This window comes from Actinomycetota bacterium (assembly GCA_013152275.1).
In the GTDB taxonomy this organism is placed as follows: Bacteria; Actinomycetota; Acidimicrobiia; order Spongiisociales; family UBA4744; genus BMS3Bbin01.
This window is the reverse complement of record JAADGS010000065.1, coordinates 10,533-34,987: the sequence shown is the minus strand read 5'-3', so window position 1 is coordinate 34,987 and position 24,455 is coordinate 10,533. Positions and strand designations below refer to the sequence as shown.

The following is a 24,455-nucleotide window of genomic DNA, read 5'->3' as shown; positions in this document are numbered from 1 at the left end:
GAACGCACCCCCGGTGAACGTCCTGCGGTGCTCGACATCAAGGAAGTTCCCCAGGGCACGAGGATCACCGCGTCGGTCTCCCTCGGATGGCAGGGCGAAGTGTTCGTCGGAGAGGCGGACGGGCCTGCCGCCTCGGCGACTCGCCTGCGTCTCGTCGGCGACGCGACGCTGCACGCCCTGGAACAGGCGATCGGTGGTGACATCGGACTTGCCCTCGCCGCACTCGAAATAGCGACCGTCGGGAACCGTCCGGTCGCCATCGCGCAAGTCGTCGTGGTTTCCGGCGGCGAGGAACGCGCCATGGTCGGCTCGGCGCTTGCCGGTCAAGATCTGCCGCAAGCTGCGGTGCGGGCGGTCCTGGACGCCTTGAACCGGTACGTGCCACAGCTTCGCCGCTGAGCCGGATGGCCACGTCTTCGGGCTTCGGCGATGTGGCCGTCACACCGCATGAACTCGCCACGCTCGCGGCGATGGAAATCTACGTGCTCGGCGGCAATGCCGTGGACGCGTCCGTCGCAGCCAATGCCGTCCAGGGCGTCGTTGCGCCCGAGACCTGCGGGATCGGGGGGGACCTGTTTGCCCTCGTCCACCGGCCCGACGACGCTACCCCGGCAACGCTGAACGCGTCGGGGCGGGCAGGGTCGGGTGTCGACCCTGCTGCGCTGCGCCGCTCCGGTCTCACCTCCATCCCCTTCGATCACCCCGCATCCGTGACCGTTCCGGGATGCGTGGACGGCTGGATCGCTCTTCTCGCCCGCTTCGGATCGATGCCGCTCGCAGAGGTGCTCTCTCCCGCCATCCGGTACGCGCAAGACGGTTTTGCCATGTCGGCCGAGCTTGCAGGCGCCCTGACGAGGCGCAGCGCACAACTCGAACCTGCTGCTCCGGAGTTGTTCACGACAAACCCACCGACACCCGGAATCCGCCTGGTTCGCCGGGATCTGGCACACACGCTTCGAGAGATCGCCGACGGGGGAAGGGAGGCCTTCTACGAGGGCTCCGCCGGCAAAGCCATCAGCGACGCGGTGCACGGCCAGATCACTGCAGAGGACCTCGCCGCAAAGCAGGCCGAGTGGGTCGACCCCGTCTCTATCGAAGTCTTCGGAAGAATCGGTTGGACGACGCCTCCGAATTCACAGGGCTACCTCACCCTCGCATCGGCCTGGATCTTCTCCCAGTTGGACGCACCGACCGACCGAATCGACGGCGAGTACGTTCACCTCCAGGTCGAGGCATACCGCTCGGTCGCATGGGAACGTGACGATCTGGTTGCCGACCCGTACCGGATACCTCTCGCCCCCGATCGCCTCGTGGCGCCGGATCGACTTCGAGAACGCGTCCGCGCCATCGACCGAAACCGAGCGGGTGCCTGGCCACAACCAGGGCCGGCGCAGGGCGGGACCGCGTACCTGGGCTTCGTCGATCGCGACGACATGGCCGTCTCGCTCATCCAGTCCAATTACACGGGGATCGGATCGGGCATCGTGGCGTCGGGAGCGGGTTTCTTCCTCCACAACCGTGGTGCCGGTTTCAATCTGATTCCCGGACATTCCAACGAGCTCACCCCCGGCCGACGGCCGCTCCACACGCTTTCTCCGACCCTCTGGACCCGCAACGGCCGGCTCGACACGGTACTCGGCACTCGAGGAGGCCACTACCAGCCCCAACTCCTCCTCCAGATGGCGACCGCACTCTTCCACACGCAGATGAATCCCCGACAGGCGCAGGAAAGCCCGCGGTGGGTACTCGACGACGCGAGCCCGGGGACGTCATCCCGGCTCCACGTCGAGGGGCGAACGCCGGATGCCTTGATCGACGAACTGGAGCGACGCGGACACACGGTCGGCCGGGTGGCGGATTACGAACGCGGCTGGGGGCCGGTGTCGATCATCCAGGTCGCGGAAGACGGTCTGCGCAGCGCGGCTGCAGATCCGAGGGCTGCCACGGCGCGGGCTGCGGTGCGCTGAACAGTGGCCACCTTTCTCATCGTCCGGCATGGAGAGGCGGAGGGCAATCGTGACCATCGATTCATCGGCCAGTCAGACGTCCCGCTCTCGGCCGTCGGACGACGCCAGGCCGAGGCCGTCTCGGCGCGTCTGGCACACATGCCCATCGACAGGATCGTCTCCAGCGATCTGTGCCGCGCCGTCGACACGGTTCTGCCCGCGGCGACCAAACTCGGCCTGACGATCGACCAGGATCCACGGTTTCGCGAGATCGACAATGGAGACTGGAGAGGGCTCCTCGCCTCCGAGATTGCAGAACGATGGCCGGAGCTGTGGGCTCGCTACACGAGCGGCGAAGACGTGCCCCGGCCAAACGGCGAAACCTGGGCCGACGTGCGCCGCAGAGTCGTGGATGCGCTGCGCTCCATTGCCGCAGAGTCCTCGGACCGGAGTCTCGTTGTACTCGCAGCTCACGGAGGTCCCACTCTGGCGCTGGCATCGTGGGCATGCGGCCTGCGTCCGAGAGGCAACCTGTATCAGGTCCCGCTGGTGCTGCCATGGAACGGTTCGATCACCGTCATCCGGGCACCAAGGCCGCACCTCATCGCCTTCAACGACGTCGGCCACCTTCCACTCGATCTGCAACGTTCGGCAGATCTGGGAATCTTTCGGAACTGAGCTCTCCCGGGCTCACGGTGCTCGGCAGTCGGTACGGAGCAGTCTTCTCTGCATCGTCCCGTATGTCCTTCGCGCCGCCGCAGGTCGCGTGTGGAAGAGCCGGCCGGCGCCTGCAGGTAGCATCCGCAGCCGATGAGCGGCAAGACCACGTCCACGAACGAGCACGACAAGCCGCAGACGCCCCGCTATGTGGCGATGCTCTCGCTCGCGGCACTCGGAGTCGTCTACGGCGACATCGGAACCAGCCCCCTCTACGCGATGCGTGAATCCTTCGTGGCACACGCGGGAATCTCGGTCGGCAGGGAGAACATCCTTGGTGTCCTCTCACTGATCTTCTGGTCGCTGATGATCGTGATCTCCCTCAAGTACCTTGCGTTCGTCATGCGCGCCGAGAACAACGGTGAGGGAGGCATCCTCGCCCTCACCGCACTGATCGTTCCCCGGCATCAGCGGAATCTGCGACACAGTCGCCGGGTGCTGATCCTCATCGGGCTGTTTGGAACCGCGCTGCTCTACGGGGACGGCATGATCACACCGGCCATCTCCGTGCTCAGCGCCGTCGAAGGCCTCGGAGTGGCAACTCCACAGCTCAAGCCGTACGTCATCCCGATCGCCATCGGCATTCTCATCGCGCTGTTCATGATCCAGCGGCACGGGACAGGAACCGTCGGCTCGGTGTTCGGGCCGGTCATGATCCTCTGGTTCTCCACACTCGCGCTCCTCGGGATCGTGCACATCGCCCAGAATCCCAGCGTGCTCGCCGCCCTCAGCCCCGTGCACGCAGCCAGGTTCTTCCTCAACAACAAGCTGGAAGGGTTTCTCGCCCTCGGGTCGATCTTTCTCGTCGTCACGGGAAGCGAAGCGCTCTACGCGGATATGGGGCACTTCGGAAAACGACCGATCCAGCTCGCGTGGTTCGGGCTCGTCCTCCCCTCGCTGGTGCTCAACTACTTCGGCCAAGGCGCCCTACTCATCGCAGATCCCACGGCGATAGACAGCCCCTTCTACCGTATGGCACCCGCGTGGGCGCTGTGGCCGCTCCTGGTCCTCGCGACGGCTGCGACGATCATCGCCTCGCAGGCGTTGATCTCGGGAGCGTTCTCGCTGACGATGCAGGCGGTCCAGCTCGGCTACCTCTCCCGGGTCCGCATCCTGCACACCTCGGAGACGGAAGCCGGACAGATCTACATCCCCGCCATCAACTGGACGCTGATGGTCGCCTGTGTCGGCCTCGTGCTCGGGTTTCGATCGTCGAGCGGGCTCGCTGCCGCGTACGGTGTCGCAGTCGCCACCACCATGGTCATCACGACCATGCTCTTCTTCGTCGTCACCAGGGAGCGCTGGAAATGGTCGAAGCCGGTGGCCGTGTCCCTCTCTGCCGCCTTCTTGATCATCGACCTCTCCTACTTCGGCGCCAACCTCTTCAAAGTCCCGGACGGCGGTTGGTTCCCGCTCGTGATCGGAGTCGCCGTGTTCGCGATCATGACGACGTGGAAACGGGGACGGGAGATCCTCGCGGCCCGTCTCCGTCACGGAGAACTGCCGATCGAACGTTTCATCGCTTCGATCGCAACGCACCCACCCACCCGGGTTCCCGGTACTGCCGTCTACCTCTCCTCGAGACCCGGAGCCACCCCACCGGCAATGCTGCTCAATTTCCGTCACAACGAAGTGCTCCACGAGACGGTGGTGATCCTGTCCATTACGACGAGCGACGTGCCTCGCGTCACCCCCGCCCGGCGAGCGAACGTGTGGGACCTGGGCGACGGCTTCTTCCAGGTAACTCTCTCGTACGGGTTCATGGAAGAGCCGAACGTGCCGAGGGATCTCGCCAATATCGTGCACCCCGGGTTCGGTATCCGACCTGAACACACCACCTACGTGCTCGGCCGCGAAACCATCCTGGCGACCGAGCGCGAAGGGATGGCCATGTGGCGTGAGCGGCTCTTTGCCCTCATGTCCCGCAATGCCACCAGCGCCGCCCGCTTCTTCCATCTGCCGACCGACCAGTGCCTCGAGATCGGGATGCAGGTCGAGATCTGAGGCAGGCTCGCCGACACCCCACCGCGGCCCGGCACACTTCTCCAAACTCCGTCGTCGGCCTCGCCCGCTCGAAGTGCCCGATTCTGTCGGGCTCACCCGGACCCGGAAACGCTATCCGCGGATCCCGGCGATCACGAGTCGCCACTCGGCGTCACGCAAAGAAACGGACGGGTAGACGCCGATACGGTCGAGCCTCCCTCCGTACCGTTCGCGAAGACGACACCCGAGTTCCGGCACCGGAGCTACGACGGCCACCTCATCCAGCATCGCATCGCTCACGAGGTCCCCCATCGTATCCCATTGCCCGCGGCGGCTCATCGCCGAGAGCTCGGGCCCGACGTCCCACCCGTGCAGTTCGAGCACCCTGCGATAGGCAGGCGTCGACGCGTAGAAGGCGATCTGCGCTTTCGTCTTCTTCGCCGCCTCGGTTACCTCCTCCGCGGTGCGCCCCGTTGCGACCAGCACACTCGCGCTCACGGCCACGGTGCCCGGATCCCGCATCGCGGCCTCCTGTCCGCCGGCCAGTTCCGGAGCCACGACCTCATCGAGATAGCGGACCGTGTGAAATGGATGTGCGTGGAATCCATCGGCAATCTCGCCGGCAAGCCTCGTCGACCGAGGCCCTACTCCGGCCAGCCACACCGGAATGATCGGATCGGTGATCGGGCCGGGGTCGAAGAAAGGGGTCATCAACGTGAACCGGTAGAACTCACCTCGGTAGTTGAGCTTTCCCCCGCCCTGCCACACGGCCCAGATCGCCCGAAGGGCTGCCACATAGTCCCGCATCCGCTCCACGGGAGCACCCCACTCCATCGAGAAGCGTCCCCTGATGTGCGCGGAGACCTGGGTTCCAAGCCCGAGCATGAACTTCGATTCTCTCGCCAGATCCCACGACGCCATCGCCATCACCATCGGGGATCGGGGAAACGCCACGGCGACGGCGGTCCCGAAGTCGAGGGATCCCGTGGCCGTCTGTGACGCCGCTGCGAGCAACACGAACGGATCGTGGCTCGTCTCCGACACGAAGAAGCCATCGAAGCCGACGGAGGCGGCCGACTCTGCGAGACGTGCCGTCTCGCGAGCTCCACAGGGGGGCGCATAGAAGTCGACCTTCACGAACGACGATCGTACCGCCTCTCCCCCGACGGACACAGCCCTGCCAGTTTATGGTCGGATCCGGGTTGCACGTACGCACCCGATCCTCCTAGCCTTTCTCTCCGGGCCTGCGTTGGGCCCCTAGCGCTGAGAGGCAGAGTATTACCGATGCGTGTGCCACGTCTCGTGGCGGTCGTGTTGTGGATGATGGTGGCAACGCTGGCAGTGGCCGGCTTTGCTGCTTTCTCCCCGCAGCAGGCGCCCGAGTCAACCACCACGACTACCACGACCTTGCCCGTCCGCGGATCGGCAACAGGCCAGGTGCTGGCGCGCGCCCTTGCCGCCGGGATGCGATCGACGGCTGCTCAAGAGGTCCCCCCGCCGGATTCGCAAGAAAACGAGCTGCTGGACTCGCTTAGAGCCCAGCGGTACGTGACCCCTCCGCCACCGACGCCGACCACCGTGCCTCCCGTCGCGGCGACGTCACCGCCGGCACGTGCCGCCTCCGTCGAGACCAGAAAGCCCCTGTCGTCCGAGGAGGCCCGGAGCATCATCGCTTTGTTCTTCAAGCCGCAAGACGTCGATACGGCCTTCGCCATTGCGAAGTGCGAATCGTCACTGGATCCGACCGCCGTGAACGGTTCCTCCAAGGCGTCCGGCTTGTTTCAGCAGCTCCCTCGCTACTGGACCGAACGCGCCACGGCGGCCGGCTGGGACGGGGCCGACATCTTCGATCCGTACGCCAACACCGCCGTTGCCGCGTGGCTCAAGTACTACGCAGGCGGATGGTCCCACTGGACCTGTTACAAAGGTGACAAGTAACCGACAACCGGCCGGCCGTCAGACCTTCCCATCGCGAGGAGCGCTCCAACTGGCCGGAAGCCAACGGCCCTTCCGTGTCCCCGTATCAGATCCCAAGAACCGGGTAAGCTCTACCGCATGAAGCGACTGATGAAGCTGACCGGTTTCCTCGCCGGTCTGGGGGCAGCCGTTTGGCTCATGCGGGACCGTCTGATTTCACTCGCGCTCCCTCGCGAACCCGAACCCCCGACGTTCCGCGTCGATCCTGCCCCCGAGGCCGATGATCTCACCGCCATCAAAGGAATCGGCGACGTTTTCGCATCCCGGCTCCAGCAACAGGGGATCACGACACTGCAAGCTCTTGCGAAAGCCGACCCTGCCGTGCTGGCGGAGCAGCTCGACACACCGCAATCACGTGTCGAAGGTTGGATTGCGGAAGCGGGACAACACTCGACTGCAACCTGAGAGGTCCTCGCCGGCGAGAGCGGCACACATCTCGTGGCGCGACCTCCCCGTTCCCCCGAACCCTGGGCTCAGGGGGATCGTGGCGACCCCCCTGAGCCCAGGGTTCGCAGAACAGCGGGGCCGGCAGGCGCTAGATCCGCATCTTGGAGACGTACGCGGACTGCCTGATGGTCAAGCGACCGAGAACCCCGTACGTGAGAAAGGCGGTCAGGAGGGAAGCCGTCACCGCCGGAATACCGATCTGGGCCAGTGGTGCTCCCGGAAGCACCGAGAGGACATCGTCGATCCACCAGAGCGCACCAACCGGACTCACCCACTGGAAGACGAGGAATCCGAGAAAGATCGCCGTCACTGCAACAACGTTGACACCGCGATAGGCCCCACGAGTCCCATACAGATCGCGGGAGAGGTACGCGCGTCGCCGGACCACGAAGTAGTCGGCCAGAAACACGCCGAGAATCGGAGTGAGGATACTGATGAAGAAACTGATCACACCGAACAGGTCTCGTGTGTCTGCCAGGATGGCCACGATTGCTGCAACGACGGAGCCCAAGGTCACCCCGACCCATCGAGGAATGCGAAGACCGAGCGATTGCAATGCCTGCGTCGGCATCACGAGAAACAAGGCCGGTTGATCAGCTTCACCCCCGACCGTCCAGACCAGCAGGACGAGTCCTCCGACCACACCCAGAGCGGGTCCTCCGAACCTGACGATCACCAGACCGGGATCGACCACCCCTGGCACCGCGGCGGCTGCGAGTCCTCCTGCCATCAGAATGAGCAATGCTGCAACTCCAAACCCCGCTCCCACGCTCGCGGATGCGGTGCTCTCATCGGGCATGTTGCGTACCGTGTCGACGACGAGAGGGAAGAACAGCACCGCAAGCCCGAGGATCATGTCCACACCGAGCCAGAACCAAGGAGACGGCGTCTGTAGCCGGATACTGGTCATGTCCACATCCGAGGCGAGCCTCCACACCACCCACAGTGCCGAGCCGAGCCCACCCCAAAAGGCAACCCTGCGAACCCACCATCGCAGCGCTCGGGTTCCGAGCGCTCCAAGCCCGAACACGAAAACTGCCGAGATCACGATTCCGACGTTGACCCCCATCGGGAGACCCAACGCGGTAAAGCCGGCACCGAGCACAACGCCAACCACTCGCAGTTCGAGCGCGGCCAGCACGATCATCAGTGCCGCATGGAAGGGGAGATACGCCCAACTCCCAAACGTACCGAGCGCGGGCTTGAGCATGAGGACCGCACCCTCACCATAGGCAGCGCCCGGCCGGGCGGACGCCCACAGCAAACCGACGGCAGCCACGACGCCGAGCGGGACCGCCAACAGGAGCTGTGTGGCCGACATGCCAAGCCCACCCAGTCCCGGGCCGACCATCAGTTCGAACCCAACCACGGCGACAGGGACTCCGAGCGTGATGGCGACCCACATGCTGGTCAGGTCCACGGCGCTCATCGGATCGTCGTCCCTCCCCCAGGACAACCCGCGCAATGATGGAAGCCGGTGCATGGCGGCGAGTCTAGGTTCCCAAACCCCTACCATGAATCGGTGCCGTATCTGACCCATCCCGACGACCTCGCCGACCTGCTCCCAGGCCAGCCTTCGTACCGGATCGATCAACTCCGACGTTGGCTGTACAAGACGCCGGTTCTCGACGTACAGGACATGACCAATCTGCCCACCGACGTCAGGACGACCCTCGAGTTGTGGCCGTTCACCGTGGAGGTGGCACAATCGGCCGACGGCGGACGAACGGTCAAGTGGCTGTTCAGGGCGCCGGACGGTGCGGCGATAGAGACGGTACTGATCGGCTACGAAGACAGGGCGACGGTCTGTATCTCCTCTCAGGCAGGCTGCGCGCTCGGCTGCACCTTCTGTGCCACCGGCCAGTTCGGCTTCGAACGCCATCTCGAAGCCGGCGAGATCGTTGCCCAGGTGGCGTTTGCCCGAGCCCACCTTCGAAGCTCCGGCATGCCGGACGTCCCCAACCGGCTCACGAACGTCGTCTTCATGGGAATGGGAGAGCCCCTCGCCAACTACGAGCAGGTTCGCGAGGCGATCCGCCGGATCATCGAGGAGATGGAGATGTCGGCCCGGTCGCTCACCGTATCCACCGTGGGCATCGTTCCGGGAATGGCCCGGCTCACCGAAGAGCCTTGGCCCATCAACCTCGCAATCAGTCTCCACGCCGCCGACGACGAACTCCGTACCTCACTGGTCCCCATCAACTCCCGGTACCCGCTCGCGGCCGTCGAAGCCGCCGCGTTGGCGTACTTCGCGAAGAAACATCGCCGCATCTCGATCGAGTGGACGCTCATCGAAGGAGTCAACGACAGCGATGAACAGGCCGCCGGGCTTGCCGCCATCGCTCGAAGGCTGCGAGCCCACGTCAACGTGATCTCGCTCAACCCCACGCCCCTGTCACCGATGCTCCCTTCCTCCCGCATCGACGAGTTCGTCACCCGCTTGACGGCAGCAGGTGTCAACACCACAAAACGCAAGAACCGTGGCAAGAGTATCGATGCAGCGTGTGGACAACTCAGAAGCGGCGTAAGCCTCAAGAGAGCCCAGGGAACCGCCGAAGCCTGAAACAATGAGAAAGAACCTACGAGTCATCGGGGCACTCGCGATCATGGTGCTTGCCGTGGCCGCTACCGCGGCGACCTATGTCGTGCGTTCAGGAGACTCGCTGTCGAGAATCGCCGCGAAGAACGACACGACCGTGCAGGCACTCGTCAAAGCCAACCACATCAAGAATCCGAACCTGATCTCTGTCGGCCAGGTGCTGATCATCCCGAACAAGAAAAGCTACATCGTGCAGGCGGGAGACACGCTGGAAGGCATCGCGAAACGGCTTGGCATCACGGTCGGACAGCTGGCCAAAGCCAACGGCATCACCGACCCGAACATCATCTACGTCGGAACCAGACTCCAGGTCGGATCCGACACGGCCGTGTTCGATCCCGAGATCCAGCAGCCGCAGACCTACACGGTTCGGCGCGGAGACACCCTGAGCGCGATCGCCGCACGTTTCGCGACGTCGGTGAATCGGCTCGCGGACGCGAACGGGATCAAGGACCCGAATCTGATCACGGCCGGCACGGTGCTCATGGTGACCGAAGGTGCTTGGCTCTGCCCGGTCCCGGAAGCAACGTTCTTCAACGACTGGGGTTTCCCGAGGTCCGGAGGCCGTTTCCACACGGGGAACGACATGTTTGCTTCCCGGGGAACGCCCGTGCGGGCCCCTGTCGGTGGCGTCGTCCGGCAGGTGACCGGATCGATCGGTGGATTCCAGGTCAACCTCATGGGGAACGACGGCACCCTGTACATCGCGAGCCATCTCGACCGCTTCGGGGCCAAGGGCGCCGTCACTGCAGGCCAGACCATCGGCTACGTGGGCGACAGCGGCAACGCAATCGGCTCACGGCCGCATGTCCATTTCGAGATCCATCCCGACAACGGGGATGCCGTGAACCCGTACCCGGTGCTGTCGAAAGCGTGCCGATAGGAGTCCCCGGGCGAACCCCGCTCACGGGGCTGCCGTCCTCCTCCAGGACGATCTCGCGTAGCAAATCGAGCCCGACCGGACCTGAGCCCAGCACTCGATTGTGAAAGTCCTTGATGTCGAACGCGTCGCCCATCCTGCGCCTGAGTCGCTCCCGGAGATCGAGAATCAGCCGCTCCCCCACCTTGTAGGCGATGGCCTGTCCCGGCCATCCGAGATACCTCGTTACTTCGGACTCCGCGTAGTCACGAGCCAGGTAGGCGAAATCGGTGAGCATCTCCACCGCCAACTCGAACGTCCACCGCTCGCCGGGGTGGAAGACGGCTTCGTCGGGAATGGTCAGATCGAGATGCGAACCGATGTCGATCACCACCCGGCAGGCACGCAGCATCTGCGCCGCCAGCATCCCGAGCACGTACTCGGGCTCGTCCAGGTACCCGAGTTCGTGCATGAGCAACTCTGCGTAGAGAGCCCAGCCTTCTCCGTAACCCGGATACCAGATCAGTAGCCGGTGCAGACGACTCAGGTGATCTGCGAGGGAGAGCGTCACACCAACCTGGAGATGGTGACCCGGGAATCCTTCGTGATAGGCGGTGCTGACCTCATCCCACAGGGGAAGCACCTGCTTGCCTCCCGTCGACCACCAGACGCTGCCCGGCCGTGAGAAGTCCTCGCTCGGCTCCAGGTAGTAGGCGCCGAGCGCACCGCCGGGAGGCGCAATCTTGACATCGACTCGCTTGACAGGATCAGGAATATCGAAGACACGCCCGTCGAGGTCGGCGACAGCCTTACCCAACCGGTCTTCGATGAACGAGATGAACTCGTCGGGGCTCTGGGCGCAGTGGCCCGGGTCGGTCCTCAGCGTCTCGATGACGCCATCGAGCGTTCCGTCGGCGTCGATCTTCGCGGCCGTCTCGATCATTTCCTTTCGGAGTCTGTGGACCTCGCTCCAACCCCACGCGTACGTGTCGCGGGGATCGATGGTCGTGCCGAGGTACCGGCGCGCGGCTCGCACGTAGCGGTCTTCGCCCACGGCGTCGATAGTCGCGGAGGCCGGCATGTAGGTCGCTGCGAGGTACGCGGCGAAGTCTGAAACCGCTCCCGTCGCCTCGTCAACCGCCTCACGGAGCGCTGCGATCCGTTCGGGTGTCGCCGCGGGTGATTCGGCGAGATCGTCGGTGAGCCGTCTGAACGGGGATTCCTCTCCGGCCAACGCCCTGGCCTGGATGAGCACCGCGTCGACCTGGCGCCTCGCCACCGGCATACCCCTCTCCATCCCTTCCTCGAGGCAGGCCCGGTATCCGGAGAGTGGAACACCGATCGTCCGAAGTCTCGCAGCGATGTTGTCCCAGCCTTCGCCGGTGCTCTTGTCCATGATGTCGAAGACCTGCCGCAGATCCTGAAACGGCGAAGCGATGTTGTTGAGGTCTCGAAGGTGCTCTTCGGCGGCGAGTCGGTCGATCTGCTCGGCGATGAACGCCGCCGCGACTCGCGCTGCGAGCCGCTGCCATCGGTCTTCGCTCTGCGGCAACGCGGAGAAGGCGTCCCGGTAACGTTCGAACAGTTCCCTACGACAGGCCATGCCACCCGGACTCAAGTCGTCCCACAAATGGTCTCTTCCGCCGATACCGGCGTATGTACAGGCAATCGGGGACAGTTCGAGAAGTTCGTCGAGCAACTCGTCGCCGAGGGTACAGGCATCCATGCCCGTGATGGTACGGGCCGAGGCGGCGCTATCGGTATTCAGTCGAGCGCGTTTGCCTGCGCGATCCTCCCGAGCCATCGCGCGCTCGGTTTGACGGACCGTTGCTGGGTTTCACGATCGACCGCGATGAGCCCGAACGTCGGTCCGTACCCCAGCACCCATTCGAAGTTGTCGAGGGCGCTCCAATACGTGTATCCGAGCACTTCGATCCCGTCTTCGATGCACCGGTGAACACCCTCGAGGGCCCGTCGAACGAACTCGATTCGACGCCGGTCGTCGGTTGTCGCGATGCCGTTCTCGGTGACGAACACGTCGAGCCCGGTCATTCCCGCCGCTCTTCGAATCGTTGCCTCCAGTGCCTGAGGACGGAACTCGTATCCCATGAGCGTCAGCTCCGCGTCCGGGTCTGGCCCAAGGTAGCCTGCCGGTGAAACCCGGTGGCGGGAATACGTCTGCACTCCGACGAAATCGTCGGCGCGCGTTGCTTCGAGGAACACGTCCTCCATCGGACGCCTCAGCTCGTCGAGGGTCTCCTCGCCACCGTCGACCGGTGTCCACTCCGACATCGCGAGGGTAAGCCCGACGCGGCAGGCGGGCGCAGCCCGACGGATCGCAGCCGCCGCCTTGTGGTGGGCATCGATGAGCACACCGTTCGCACGCTCACGGGCACCGGGATCTTGAAGACCCGGAGGGAACACCCCCGTGAGGAAGCCCATCGTCGCAACGATGTTCGGCTCATTGATGGTGCAGGCGATCGACAGCAGGTCGGAGAGGCCCTCCGCCGACCAACCCGCGAAGCGGGCGAACAGGTCGGCCGTGTCGGGGGCGCCCCAGCCCCCTCGCGTCGCGACCCACCGGGGCGTCGTGAAGTGATGGAACGTGACCACCGGCAACAGGCCGACGTCACGGCACGCCTCGATGACCCTCCGGTAGTGGTTGAGTGCGGCGAGTGAGAACTCGCCGTCTTCGGGTTCCAGCCGGCTCCATTCGAGAGAGAACCGGTAGGTGTTGAATCCGAGGTCTGCCAGGAGGCCCAGATCTTCGCGGTACCGGTGATAGTGATCGACGGCGTCACCGGACGGCTCAACACACGGCGAGGCCGGATCGTGCTCCCACGCCCACCAGTCGTTGTTCCAGTTGCCACCTTCGACTTGGTGCGCCGCAGTTGCCGTCCCCCAGAGGAACCCTTGTCGGAAGTCGATGCTGCTCATCCCGTCAGGCTATCCGAGGAACGACCCTCCTGCCCGGATATCGTACGCGTGCCGTTCTCTCGCGGGCCGGGCGCGGTGCCGCCGGCCGCCGGCTGTCGTCTGTTCGCTGCGTGTTGCCCGTTGAAGCGGACCGCCTCCGGTCCGCAGTAGGCTTCCAGCCATAAGCGCGAGGAGGCCCTGTCATGGCGGAAGGTAAGCACTTCAGCGAAGCGCTCGAGTACCACTCGAAAGGTCGTCCGGGAAAGATCGAAGTACGCCCGACCAAGCCGACGGCCACACAAAGCGACTTGGGCCTGGCCTATACGCCCGGGGTTGCCGAGCCATGTCTCGAGATTGCCAAGAAGCCCGATGACGTTTTCGAGTACACGAACAAAGGCAATCTCGTGGCCGTCGTCAGCAACGGAACTGCCGTCCTCGGTCTCGGGAACATCGGTCCCCTGGCAGGCAAACCCGTCATGGAAGGCAAAGCTGTTCTCTTCAAACGGTTCGCCGACATCGATGTGTTCGACTTGGAGGTCAACAGCCTGGACCCGCAGGACATCATCCGCTTCTGTGAGCTCCTGGAACCGACCGTCGGCGGAATCAACCTCGAGGACATCAAGGCTCCCGAGTGCTTCCTGATCGAAGACACCCTCAAAGAACGGCTCGACATCCCCGTGTTCCACGATGACCAGCACGGGACGGCGATCATCGCCGGGGCAGGGTTCCTCAACGCTCTGGACCTCACCGGGCGCAAGATCGAGGAGACGAAGGTCGTCTTCAACGGCGCGGGAGCTGCCGGTATCGCCGTTGCGAGATTCTTCGAACGGCTCGGTGTTCGACCGGAGAACATCCTCATGTGCGACTCTCGAGGTGTCATCTACGAGGGACGAACCGAAGGTATGACCGGTCACAAAGCCGAGTTCAGCCGTCCGACCGACAGACGAACGCTCGCCGACGCGCTCGACGGGGCCGACTGCTTCGTCGGCGTCTCGGTTGCAGACGTGGTCACCAAAGAGATGGTGATGACGATGGCGGACCGCCCGATCATCTTTGCGCTTGCCAATCCCGACCCGGAGATCCGCTATGAGGACGCGCGCGAAGCGAGACCGGACGCGATCGTCGCGACAGGTCGCAGTGACTACCCGAACCAGGTGAACAATGTCCTCGGCTTTCCGTTCATCTTCCGCGGAGCTCTCGACGTGAGGGCAACCGGCATCAGCGAGAAGATGAAAGTCGCCGCCTCTCACGCCCTCGCCGACCTGGCCAGGGAGCCGGTCGCAGAATCGGTACTCAAGGCCTACAACATCGACCACCTGGCCTTCGGAGAGGACTACATCATCCCGAAGCCGTTCGACCCCAGGGTGCTGTGGCATGTCGCGCCTACCGTCGCCCAGGCAGCGATCGAGGAAGGGCTGGCGCGCAAACCCTTCGCGGACATCGACAAATACCGGGAACAGCTACGGTCCCGGTTCCAGGCGTCGTACGGGTTGACACACACGGTCACGACAAAGGCGCAGGCCCACCCGAAACGAGTCGTTTACCCCCTCGGTGCCGACATTCGAATCATCAGGGCCGCGAGACGCGTCCTCGACGAGGAAATCGCCACTCCCGTGCTCCTTGGGAACGTCGAGGAGATCAGGTCGGCCGCCGCCGCCAAGGACATATCGCTGGACGGCATCCAGATCTTCGATCCGCAAGAAGAGCCGGAAACGTGCGCCCGCTATGCAGAGGAGCTGTACCGACTGCGCGGCCGCAAGGGGATGGCTCCTGCAGACGCCCACAGGGCGATCCTCGATCCCAATGTGTATGCCGCCATGATGCTGCAGCAAGGCGACGCCGATGCAGAGCTGGGCGGGCTCACGACGTACTACCCCACGACCGTTCGTCCGGCCCTGCAGGTGCTGCCGCTCCAGGAGGGGCGGTCGATCGTCTCGGCCATCTATGCGGTGCTCGTCAAGGGTCAGCCGTACTTCCTCGCCGATTGCGCGGTGAATATCCTGCCGACTGCCGATCAGCTGGCGGAGATCGCGATCTCAACCGCCGATTTCGTCAGCGAGACGTTCGACACCGATCCTCGGGTCGCTCTGCTCTCGTACAGCAACTTCGGCTCTGCTTCCGGGGAGGAACCGGAAAGGGTTCGCGAGGCAGTCCAGATCTGCTGGAACCGCCGACCAGAGCTGCCGGTCGATGGGGAGATGCACGCGCGCACTGCCGTGGATGCGGCGTTGCTCGCCCGCCAGCACTCGTTCAACCGTCTCGGCGTGAGAGCGAACGTGCTGGTGTTCCCGAACTTGGCGGCGGGCAACGCCACCTACCAGCTGCTCTCGACACTGGGTGGTGCCCAGGTGATCGGACCGATCCTCACCGGGCTCTCGAAGTCGGTGCATGTGCTGCAGCGTGATGCAGAGGTCGGCGATATCGTGAACCTCACGGCAATCGCAGTGTTGGATGCGGTAAGCAAGGAGAAGCAGCGCGCAGCGACCGGCCGGGCGGCTGCCGAGTAGGCCTGGTGCGTAGCGTAGGTCGGCGGGTGTGAGCGCCAGTCGCAAGCTTCTGTGTTTTCGACAGGAGTGTGATCGCGACCCCGGCGGCCGGACGTCGATGGCCGACTACAGCGAGCCCGCGAGCCCACATCGCGCCCCGCGATCTCCTGGCGATGCAGCGCCCCGGTACCGAATATCGGATACCGAAGATGGCGAGCTTGCGAGCCCAGCTCGCCTAAAGACCCGTCACCGTCTCTCTGATGAGGAAATCGACGACCGCCTGGAGGGCTTCCGACTCTTGCGCTCCTCCCGCGAGCGCGGCCTCATAGGTGGCGATCTGACGGTCGGCACTCGTCCCGCGCACGAGAATCTCTCTCAGGCCGAGCAGCTCGTCCCGGCAGCCGAGTAACTGCGCGTCCTCCTCGACCATCTCGATCATTTCGTCGACGAGATCGGGAATCGGAACGAGAATGCCCTGGCCGAAGTCCATCAGGGGCGCGTGGATCCCGTAGCGCTGTGCTCTCCACATGTTCTCTTCGAGCAGCATGCGCGCATAGGTGCGCCACCGCTTGTTGCCGCTGCGAAGCCGATAGAGCATGTGCATCAGCGACACCGTCAGAGCTGCCAGCGCCATGCCGTCGTCCAGACGGGTGCAGATGTCGGTGGCCCGCATCTCGAGCGTCGGATACCGAACGCTCGGACGAATGTCCCACCACAGTTTCGTGGCATCCGTAATGAGTCCCGCGCCGACGAGCACGTCGACATGACGCTGGTACTCGCCCCAACTCGTGAAGTTGACGGGAATCCCTGTTCGGGGCAGCGACTTGAACACCGAAGATCGGTAGCTCTTCAGGCCGGTGTCGCTCCCATGCCAGAACGGCGACGACGTGCTCAGAGCCAACAGATGCGACAGAAAGTACGAGAACTGGCTCATGAGGTCGATTCGCAGGTCGTCGTCGTCGATTCCAACGTGAACATGCATGCCGGAGATCACGAGCCGCCGACCGACGGTCTCCAGCTCCTTCAGGAGGATCTGGTAGCGAGCCTTGTCGGTGACCAGCAGCTCTCCCCACTTGGCGAACGGATGCGTCGACGCGGCGATCGGCGCCATGCCGTGGCGAAGAGCGACGTCGGACACCACTCTGCGAAGACGGGCGAGATCTCGACGCGCCTCCCCGACCGTACGACTGACACGGGTGCCCACTTCGATCTGGCCCCTGAGGAACTCGGGAGAGACCTGGCCCCGCATGAGCGCTTTGCACTCGGCCATCATCGATGGTGGCGGGTCTTTCACGAGGTCCCGGCTTTCGAGATCGACGAGCATGTACTCCTCTTCGATCCCGACGGTAAAACTCGGCTTGGGGACCGCCATGTCCGCACCCTCCTTCGGTGCGCACCCTATCAGGAAGGTCGATATGAAGATGCCCGACGGGCCACACGCGCCCCGCGGTCCTGCATCGCCGCCGCGTCGCACCACGAAGTGCGAACTACGAAGCAAGCAGATACCGGCCAGGTGTTACCCGGCGATGAAGTAGCTCAGATCATGGCACTGGATCAGGTCGGGAGGAAGGTTCGGATAGGTCGCGGCCAGATGTGCGCGGAGTTCCTCCTGACTCGGGGCGAGCCCCTCCCAGCCGATGTGCAACACGCCGCCGGGCTCCTGAACGAAGAGCATCAGCCCGAGGTCCCCGCTGAACTGCACGGTGATCAAATCGAACCCGCCCTTTCTGGTGATCTGGAGCAGGGTCGCGTCGAACTGCGTGCCCACGATCTGGGGCTTCTCCTCCTTGAGAAACATGTACACCCTTCCCATCATGACGGTCGCGTCCGACGATGCCGGGATGATGAAGGAGACGTCGCCGCAGCCTGCCACTCGGGTCGGCGGAGGGAACGTTGCAGCCACTGTCTCCGCCGACCCGCTCGAGCACGCGGAGACAAACATGGCGAAGACGACTGCCAGGAGCACGAATCGGTATCTCATGAGGCCGCCATGATTGCAGACGGAGCCAGAACGGCCCAAGCGATAGACTGCGCTCCATGTCCTTGTTCCTCGGTGCCCTCCTGATCTTCGGGCTGCGCCTGATCGATGTTTCCATCGGAGCCGTCCGCATCGTCATGGTGGTTCGAGGTGAGCGGTGGATCGCGGGCCTCTTGGGATTCTTCGAATCGCTGACATGGGCGATCGCCGCAGGACTCGTCTTCTCCAATCTCGACTCACCGGTGCGGCTGGTGGCGTTCGCGGCGGGTTTCGGAGCAGGGACCGTCCTCGGTTCCACGATCGAGCGCAAGATCGCCCTGGGCAAGAGTGTCATGCGCGTCATCACACCGTTCGAGACCCCGGAGGTCGCCCCTGCGCTCAGAGACGCCGGATACGGGGTGACCGTGGTGAACGCGGAAGGCAAGAAGGGCGATGTTCGCCTCGCATTCACCGTCATCCCTCGCAGGCGGGCCAAGGAGGTGCTGTCGATCGTTCGCTCGATCAACCCGCACGCGTTCGTCACGATCGAAGACGTCACAACGCCAAAGATCCGGGCCCGACGAGCATCGAGGATCCGCAAGTAGGCCGACCATCGCCTCCTGCCATCGTCCAGGTGACGAGAATCAGGATCTGATCCGTGTCACGGCCCGGATGGTTCAGAACAACATCCTGGTCGCTGCCGCGACGGCGGCGACCACCAGCACCCATCGGATCCAGCCCGCGCCCTTCTTGATCGCCAGGCGCGAAGCGATGAGAGCCCCGCCCATGTTGCCCACACCAAGAACCAGACCCACGCCGAGATCGACCTGCGAGGCTCTCGCGAACAAGAGCAACGTGACCGGGGTGTAGACGAGGACTGCCACCACCTTCGCCGCGTTTCCGCGAACCAGACCGAGTCCGCCGCCGAGAACGAGGCCGGCGAGCAGCAGAAAGCCGACACCGGCCTGAACGAATCCTCCATACAAGCCGATCCCGAAGAAAGCGAGGCTTCTCCACGGCTCCTTCAACTTGGACTCACCTTCGCGCATCCAGCGTGACGGTCGGACGAGTACCGACAGCGCCACCAGGATGATGACCAGACCGAAGATCTTCTTCATGACCTCGGCGGGCACCAACGTCGCCACCCACGCTCCGGCGGCAGCCCCCGCGATGAGCGGTCCGAGGAGCACGCCAACGAACTTCCATGGCACCTTGCCACCACGGTGAAACGACGCCGCGCCAACAATGTTCTGCATCAGGATGGCAACACGGTTCGTGCCGTTGGCCACGCTCGCACCTACGACCTCGACGAGCACCGGCAGAGCGATGACCGACCCGCCTCCGGCAACCGTATTGATGAAGCCGGCAACCAGTCCGGTGACGAGCAGCAGCAGGATGGTTGGCACGGACACCGACAGGATGCTACTCGGGACTCCCACCCCGCCAAGCAACACCTGACACGCTGCTCAACGACCGCATGTCGCCGCTCGTGGGCCTCTCCGCCTCGGCGCACCAGTGGCGACGGGAGGGCTGCGCCTGAGCCGTCACACCCGCCCCACGGTCCTGTACCGCTCCTCTGTCAAAGTACGAAATACGAAATACGAAATACGAGATACGTGAGTCCGTGAACGAGACGAGCCGCCAACGTGAAGACATGCTAAGAATCTCAGTAGAACCGGCTGAGAATCAGGCCTTTCGGGGCTCGAAGCGCTCGCATGCTCGTAGCCTTTGCCCCTCTGAACGAAATAAGGGAAGCGATCATGAAACGTCTCGTATCAATCATCGCCGTGGCCTTCCTGCTGGTTGCCGCGAGCGGATGCGCAGTTCCGGAATCTGCAACATCGACAACCTCCACAACGGCACAAGTTACGACCACGACCACCGCAACCGTGGGCCAGTACGGGCTCTTCGACATCTCTCCCCTCGTCAAGAAGGTCGAGGGAGGAGTCGTTGCCGTGACACAGGACCAGGTCTTGACCGACTTCTACGGCAACCCACAGGAGGTGCCTGTGGGGGCAGGTACCGGAGTGGTCATCGATGACCAAGGCCACATCCTGACGAACTTCCACGTCGTCAAAGGGGCTTCGAAGATCACCGTGACTTCCAGGGATGGGAAGGCTCGCCCCGCGAAGGTCGTCTCGGAGGCGCCGCATCGGGACCTTGCCCTTCTGAAAGTCGAAGACACGACGGGGTTGACTCCACTGCCGCTGGGCGACTCCAACACCATCGAGGTCGGCGACCCGGCAATCGCGATCGGGAATGCACTGGCCCTCAACGCTTCCGAACCGACCGTGTCACTCGGCATCATCTCCGCGCTGCACCGTCAGATCCGGACGGCGCAGGGAGTTGTCGAAGACGCCATTCAGACCGACGCCGCCATCAACCCGGGCAACTCCGGAGGGCCCCTCCTGAACGCCGCGGGTGAGGTCATCGGCATCAACACGGCCATCGCCGGCAACGCACAGAATGTCGGCTTCGCGATTCCCATCAACAGTGCAAAGCAGGCGCTGGATCGCTTCAAACGCGGGGTCGGAGAGCCATTCCTCGGTGTGGGCATCATCGACAATTCGCCGGCGGCGGCGAAGGAGCTGCACATCTCGGTGCAAGACGGTGCCCTGATCGGCCAGGTCGTCGCGGGCAGCCCGGCGGACACGGCGGGGCTCCTCAAGTACGACGTGATCGTCAAGATTGGAGACACGCAAGTCACCAATGCGCAGGATCTCATCGATGCAATCGATCAGACCGACCCAGGAGACAAGGTTTCCATCGAGTACGTCCGCGGAGGTGAACGCGGCACCGTCACGGTGACGATCGGCGAGAGACCCAACAAGAGCTGAACCGCGCCCGGTAGGAGCGCCTTCACTCGGAGCCGGATGTGGAACCTCCCCCGGGAGGCTTCGCGTCCGGCTCTTCAGGCCGCAGTCGTTGCAGCAGCCTCTCACGCATTCGATCGTCCCCGAAGCAGGTCACGCGATCGCCCGCCTGGAGAACCGTTGCGCCTTGGGCGACGAGGACTTCTCCCTCCCGAACGACCGACACGGCGAGGCACCCCTCGGGCCATGGGATCTCCTTGACCTGGCGTCCAACCGCCATCGAGTTGGCGGGGATGACGAAATCGAAGAAGTGTGCCCCGATCCTCGTCCGCAACCGGAGATGCTCTCGCTCGGCGGCCTGTCGGGCGGCGGCCCCCCTCGCCCGATGGTAGGCGTTGACCGCATCCTCTCTTCGGAACATGCCCACGAGGTGTCGCGGGTCCCCACTGTCGACGACCGGAATCCGACCCACACCGAGTGCAGCCATCCGTTCGAGTGCCTCCGATGCCGGCGTCTCGGGAGTCACGGTGACCGGGTTGGGAGTCATCGCCTCCCGGACGGTGACCTGATCGGACGGTCCCCCTGCCCGCAGAATGTCGGTGACCGTCACGATACCCACCAGGTGCCCCTCGTCGTCGACGACCGGAACGCCGTGGTGCCTCCCGCGATCCAGGACGCCCTGCAGCTCGGCCAGCGTGAGGTCTTGATGTGCCACCATGTTCTTCTTGGTCATGGCCTCCCCGACCCGTACCGAATCCAGAAGATCGATCTCTCCCCCGCGTGTCACCTGGATACCCATCCTGGTCAACGGTTTCGTGTAGGCACTCTCGGGGTAGAGGCGAGGAGCCAGGAGCATCGCGACCGCGACGGCAACCATCAACGGCAGCACCAGCCCGTAGTCGCCCGTGACCTCGAACACGATCAGGATGGCCGTCAACGGTGCTCTCGCCACCGCGGTGAAGGCCGCCGCCATGCCGACGAGCGCAAACGCCTCCGGCTGCAGCGTCGAGATGCTCCAGACCGAGCCGACTACGTGGGCGAAGCTGGATCCGAGTGCGGCACCGATGAAGAGGCTCGGCATGAAGATCCCGCCGGATCCTCGTGCACCGAAGGTCGCTCCCGTGGCGATGGGCTTGATGACGGCGAGAATCACGAGGAGCCACCATGCAATGCTCACCTGCCCATTCAGGATCTTGGAGATGAATGCCTGCCCCGTCCCGGCGATCTCGGGGAAGACTGCCACGGGGATGGCGACGGCGAAGGAAAGCAGGAGTGGACGGCGCCAGCCGATCAGCAGATTCGGCTTTTCCTCCCAGAAGTCCAGCGACCAGAGCAGCACGAGCCCACCGGCCACCGTGAGCACCCCGAGGGCTGCATAGGCGAGCAGCTCCGTCGGATGTCCGAGCGAGTGCGGACGCACGACGAACGTGAGCCCCTCACCAAGAATGCTGTGGCTCACGACCGCACCGGCGACCGTCGCAACGACCACCGTGTGCAAATGTCGAACCGAGAAGCTTCCAAGGATCACCTCCATCGCGAAGAACATCCCGGCGATGGGAGCGTTGAACGTCGCAGCGATCCCGGCACCTGCACCCGCGGCGACCAAGCTGATGAGATCCCCTTCGGAGAGTCGAAGTTTTCGACCGACGAACGATCCAAGCCCCGCGCCGATCTGGGCAATCGGGCCTTCCCGCCCGGCGGTGCCGCCGGCCCCAATCGTGATCGCAGAAGCGATGACCTTGAGTGGACCGACGATCCAGCGGATATTGCCCCCTGCAGCCGTGATCGCCGCGAGAATCTGTGGAACCCCGTGACCGGCTGCTTCCGGCGCAAAGGTCTTGGTGAGCCACCATGATGTCAGGAGTGCTGCCGGAATCACCACAAGGGGCAACAGTTGCGGCAACGGGATGAACTCGCCCAGACGAGCCAAGGCCGCCGTGATGTAGTCGATCGACTTGATGAGAATGACCGCCCCAAGGCCCGATCCCGCTCCGACGATACCGGCCACCACCATCATCGCGGTTACGTTGCCCGAACGGACCAATCGGCGATGTCGATGCGTGTATGCCACGAACCTTCAGAGTAGGACACAACACCTTGCACACGACGTCATATCACGAGGCAAAAAAAACACGTACACCTCGTGTCGGCACCACAATTCGGTCCCTGGGTCCGTCTCGGCCGATTCGAACCGTCACACGACAGCTTCTGCCTGAGTGAATCCTGGCAGAAGCACTCCGTGCCCAGACGGGTGCACCGCGTACCAATGCCCCAAATCGGGGTGGTGGCCGCCGTGAACGAATACTTATGGTGGTATGCCTCCCAAGGTTCGGGGAGAGCACCTTCAGAATCGTCGATCGCAGCCATGAGCCGGTTCTGGCAGGCCTTCGGAGACGAGGTGTATCGTTCGATACATGGAGCATCCGTACGTCACACTGGCGAGAGACGCGATTCGTCACTATCTCGCCACCGGAAAGCTTCTGGACGTCTCCGGACGGCCCGACGACAGACCTGCCCAGGGGGTCTTCGTCTCCCTCCATGAACATGGCGCCGACGAGGGAGGATTACGGGGCTGTGTCGGCAGCATCGTTCCCTCGCAGCCCAGCCTGTGCGCCGAGATCGTGCATCAGGCAGTGAATGCAGCGACATCCGATCCGCGGTTTCCCCCCATTCGCGCCGAAGATGTCGACGATCTCCAGGTAACCGTCTATCTGCTGGATCCTCCCGTTCCGGTCGATAGCATCGACGACCTCGATCCGTCACGGTACGGGATCATCGTCGAGAGCCGCACCGGACGCCGGGCCCTTCTCCTCCCCGCCATACCGGGAATCGTGACCGCCAGGCAGCAGGTCGAGGTCACCAAACGCAAGGCGTTCATCGGGGAGAACGAACCGGTCCGTCTCTACCGGTTCGAAGCGGAGATCTTGAACTAGGAGTTTCGTCGATGCCGGCCGCACATACTGCTGCCGGCATTGACGAAACTGCGGTATGAAGCCGGTCCCTCGATCGGCTCGAGGCACTCTCGGCGGAGGGCTCGCTCCCGATCGAGCATGAGCACACATATGGAGCGGTTACGGTCCAGGCCGGCAGGACGAGGTGAGACGCTCCCGGCACGCATCAGACATCAGCCGGAGGGCGTCGTCTGCGGGTGCCTCACGAACTCGGCGGTGATGGCCAGCGCTCTCAGACTCGCAGGATGTCTCGGGACGATCGCCGGCCAGACGTGCATCATGTCCGGCTCGATGTGCAACGTGACTCGTGCGCCATCTCGTCTCGCCTTCTCGGCAAGACGAATCGAATCGTCGAGGATCATCTCGCAACTCCCGGCGAAGATCAACAGCGGTGGCAGCCCGGTGAAATCACCGTACATCGGTGACGCCAGCGGATCTCGGGGATCGTGATCACCAAGGTAGAGGGTGTCGGACCGTGCGTTTCCCATCGTGAGGGGAAGGTAGTCGGTGGCGGCATTGGCGACGATCGAAGCTCCCGTATGCTCCAGGTCCGTGTAGGGCGAGAACAGGATTGCCCCTGCCGGAAGTGAACGTCCCTCATCCCTCAGCCGCAGCAGCAGCGCGCAGGCGAGCCCCCCGCCGGCCGAGTCGCCTGCGACGAACAGCGACTCGGGGCGGATCCCCGAAGAGACGAGATCTTCATATGCTGCGATCGCGTCATCGAGGGCGGCCGGAAAGCGGTGCTCGGGAGCGAGCCGGTAGTCGAGCACGAATGTCCTGGTCGCCGCAGCCCACGTGAGGCGG

General features: G+C 64.1%; 21 protein-coding genes (1 of these 21 only partly in view). 12 read left to right on the top strand and 9 right to left on the bottom strand.

The genetic code is table 11. The annotated features are described in order from the left end of the window. The first annotated feature begins 27 nt into the window (after positions 1-27). The 4 genes from GXP34_10615 to GXP34_10600 all read left to right on the top strand — a co-directional run bounded on the left by GXP34_10615 (position 28) and on the right by GXP34_10600 (position 4,667). Positions 28-399, top strand: coding sequence for a hypothetical protein (locus tag GXP34_10615; protein ID NOY56423.1), 372 nt, complete (start codon positions 28-30; stop codon positions 397-399). A gap of 5 nt (positions 400-404) precedes the next feature. After that, on the top strand, positions 405-1,967 hold the full coding sequence (locus tag GXP34_10610) for a gamma-glutamyltranspeptidase (GenBank protein NOY56422.1): 1,563 nt from the start codon (positions 405-407) through the stop codon (positions 1,965-1,967). 3 nt (positions 1,968-1,970) lie between these two features. Further along, the gene (locus GXP34_10605; GenBank protein NOY56421.1) at positions 1,971-2,624 is read left to right on the top strand and encodes a histidine phosphatase family protein; all 654 of its coding nucleotides are present in this window, start codon (positions 1,971-1,973) and stop codon (positions 2,622-2,624) included. Positions 2,625-2,819: 195 nt separating this feature from the next. Continuing rightward, positions 2,820-4,667: a potassium transporter Kup gene (locus tag GXP34_10600; protein ID NOY56420.1), complete on the top strand. Its 1,848-nt coding sequence runs from the start codon at positions 2,820-2,822 to the stop codon at positions 4,665-4,667. A gap of 111 nt (positions 4,668-4,778) precedes the next feature. On the opposite strand, the gene GXP34_10595 is transcribed toward GXP34_10600, so the two are convergent. Further along, complete coding sequence (locus GXP34_10595; protein NOY56419.1) at positions 4,779-5,783, bottom strand: TIGR03617 family F420-dependent LLM class oxidoreductase; 1,005 nt, start codon at positions 5,781-5,783, stop codon at positions 4,779-4,781. 147 nt (positions 5,784-5,930) lie between these two features. Here GXP34_10595 and GXP34_10590 point away from each other — a divergent pair, with 147 nt between their 5' ends. Both GXP34_10590 and GXP34_10585 read left to right on the top strand, forming a co-directional pair. Further along, positions 5,931-6,584: a transglycosylase SLT domain-containing protein gene (locus GXP34_10590; GenBank protein ID NOY56418.1), complete on the top strand. Its 654-nt coding sequence runs from the start codon at positions 5,931-5,933 to the stop codon at positions 6,582-6,584. Positions 6,585-6,701: 117 nt separating this feature from the next. After that, a complete protein-coding gene (locus GXP34_10585; GenBank protein NOY56417.1) occupies positions 6,702-7,028 on the top strand; it encodes a hypothetical protein in 327 nt (108 codons plus the stop codon). 130 nt (positions 7,029-7,158) lie between these two features. Here the strand turns inward: GXP34_10585 and GXP34_10580 are convergent, their stop codons facing one another. Continuing rightward, the gene (locus GXP34_10580; GenBank protein ID NOY56416.1) at positions 7,159-8,553 is read right to left on the bottom strand and encodes a hypothetical protein; all 1,395 of its coding nucleotides are present in this window, start codon (positions 8,551-8,553) and stop codon (positions 7,159-7,161) included. Positions 8,554-8,592: 39 nt separating this feature from the next. Between GXP34_10580 and rlmN the strand changes: the two genes are divergently transcribed. After that, entirely contained in the window at positions 8,593-9,633 is a 1,041-nt protein-coding gene (gene rlmN, locus GXP34_10575; GenBank protein NOY56415.1) for a 23S rRNA (adenine(2503)-C(2))-methyltransferase RlmN, read from the top strand. Positions 9,634-9,637: 4 nt separating this feature from the next. Then, entirely contained in the window at positions 9,638-10,552 is a 915-nt protein-coding gene (locus GXP34_10570) for a LysM peptidoglycan-binding domain-containing M23 family metallopeptidase (GenBank protein ID NOY56414.1), read from the top strand. On the opposite strand, the gene GXP34_10565 is transcribed toward GXP34_10570, so the two are convergent. Further along, a complete protein-coding gene (locus GXP34_10565) occupies positions 10,413-12,254 on the bottom strand; it encodes a DUF885 domain-containing protein (protein NOY56413.1) in 1,842 nt (613 codons plus the stop codon). The two genes, GXP34_10570 and GXP34_10565, sit on opposite strands and share 140 nt — an antisense overlap. 38 nt (positions 12,255-12,292) lie before the next feature. Beyond that, complete coding sequence (locus GXP34_10560; protein ID NOY56412.1) at positions 12,293-13,465, bottom strand: glycoside hydrolase family 1 protein; 1,173 nt, start codon at positions 13,463-13,465, stop codon at positions 12,293-12,295. 182 nt (positions 13,466-13,647) lie between these two features. On the opposite strand from GXP34_10560, the gene GXP34_10555 reads away from it, so the two are divergent. After that, entirely contained in the window at positions 13,648-15,951 is a 2,304-nt protein-coding gene (locus GXP34_10555; protein ID NOY56411.1) for an NADP-dependent malic enzyme, read from the top strand. 214 nt (positions 15,952-16,165) lie between these two features. Here the strand turns inward: GXP34_10555 and GXP34_10550 are convergent, their stop codons facing one another. Next, the gene (locus GXP34_10550; GenBank protein NOY56410.1) at positions 16,166-17,302 is read right to left on the bottom strand and encodes a carboxylate-amine ligase; all 1,137 of its coding nucleotides are present in this window, start codon (positions 17,300-17,302) and stop codon (positions 16,166-16,168) included. A gap of 144 nt (positions 17,303-17,446) precedes the next feature. After that, positions 17,447-17,911 (bottom strand): hypothetical protein, encoded by a 465-nt coding sequence (locus GXP34_10545; protein ID NOY56409.1) that lies wholly within the window; start codon positions 17,909-17,911, stop codon positions 17,447-17,449. A gap of 56 nt (positions 17,912-17,967) precedes the next feature. Here GXP34_10545 and GXP34_10540 point away from each other — a divergent pair, with 56 nt between their 5' ends. Further along, positions 17,968-18,492 carry a DUF2179 domain-containing protein gene (locus tag GXP34_10540; protein ID NOY56408.1) on the top strand — a complete coding sequence of 175 codons (525 nt, stop codon included), beginning with the start codon at positions 17,968-17,970 and terminating at the stop codon, positions 18,490-18,492. A 72-nt stretch (positions 18,493-18,564) separates the two neighbouring features. Here the strand turns inward: GXP34_10540 and GXP34_10535 are convergent, their stop codons facing one another. After that, positions 18,565-19,299, bottom strand: a complete 735-nt coding sequence (locus GXP34_10535; GenBank protein NOY56407.1) for a sulfite exporter TauE/SafE family protein — start codon at positions 19,297-19,299, stop codon at positions 18,565-18,567. Between the two features lie 348 nt (positions 19,300-19,647). On the opposite strand from GXP34_10535, the gene GXP34_10530 reads away from it, so the two are divergent. Beyond that, entirely contained in the window at positions 19,648-20,724 is a 1,077-nt protein-coding gene (locus GXP34_10530; protein ID NOY56406.1) for a PDZ domain-containing protein, read from the top strand. Positions 20,725-20,746: 22 nt separating this feature from the next. Here GXP34_10530 and GXP34_10525 read toward each other — a convergent pair whose 3' ends face one another. Then, a complete protein-coding gene (locus tag GXP34_10525) occupies positions 20,747-22,771 on the bottom strand; it encodes a CBS domain-containing protein (protein NOY56405.1) in 2,025 nt (674 codons plus the stop codon). A gap of 364 nt (positions 22,772-23,135) precedes the next feature. Between GXP34_10525 and amrA the strand changes: the two genes are divergently transcribed. Then, entirely contained in the window at positions 23,136-23,633 is a 498-nt protein-coding gene (amrA, locus tag GXP34_10520) for an AmmeMemoRadiSam system protein A (GenBank protein ID NOY56404.1), read from the top strand. A 191-nt stretch (positions 23,634-23,824) separates the two neighbouring features. Here amrA and GXP34_10515 read toward each other — a convergent pair whose 3' ends face one another. Then, on the bottom strand, positions 23,825-24,455 hold the 3' portion of the coding sequence (locus GXP34_10515; GenBank protein NOY56403.1) for an alpha/beta hydrolase. 38 nt of this gene lie beyond the right edge of the window; 631 of the gene's 669 nt are visible here — the last part of the coding sequence; the start codon falls outside the window, past its right edge — the gene reads right to left on this strand; the stop codon is at positions 23,825-23,827.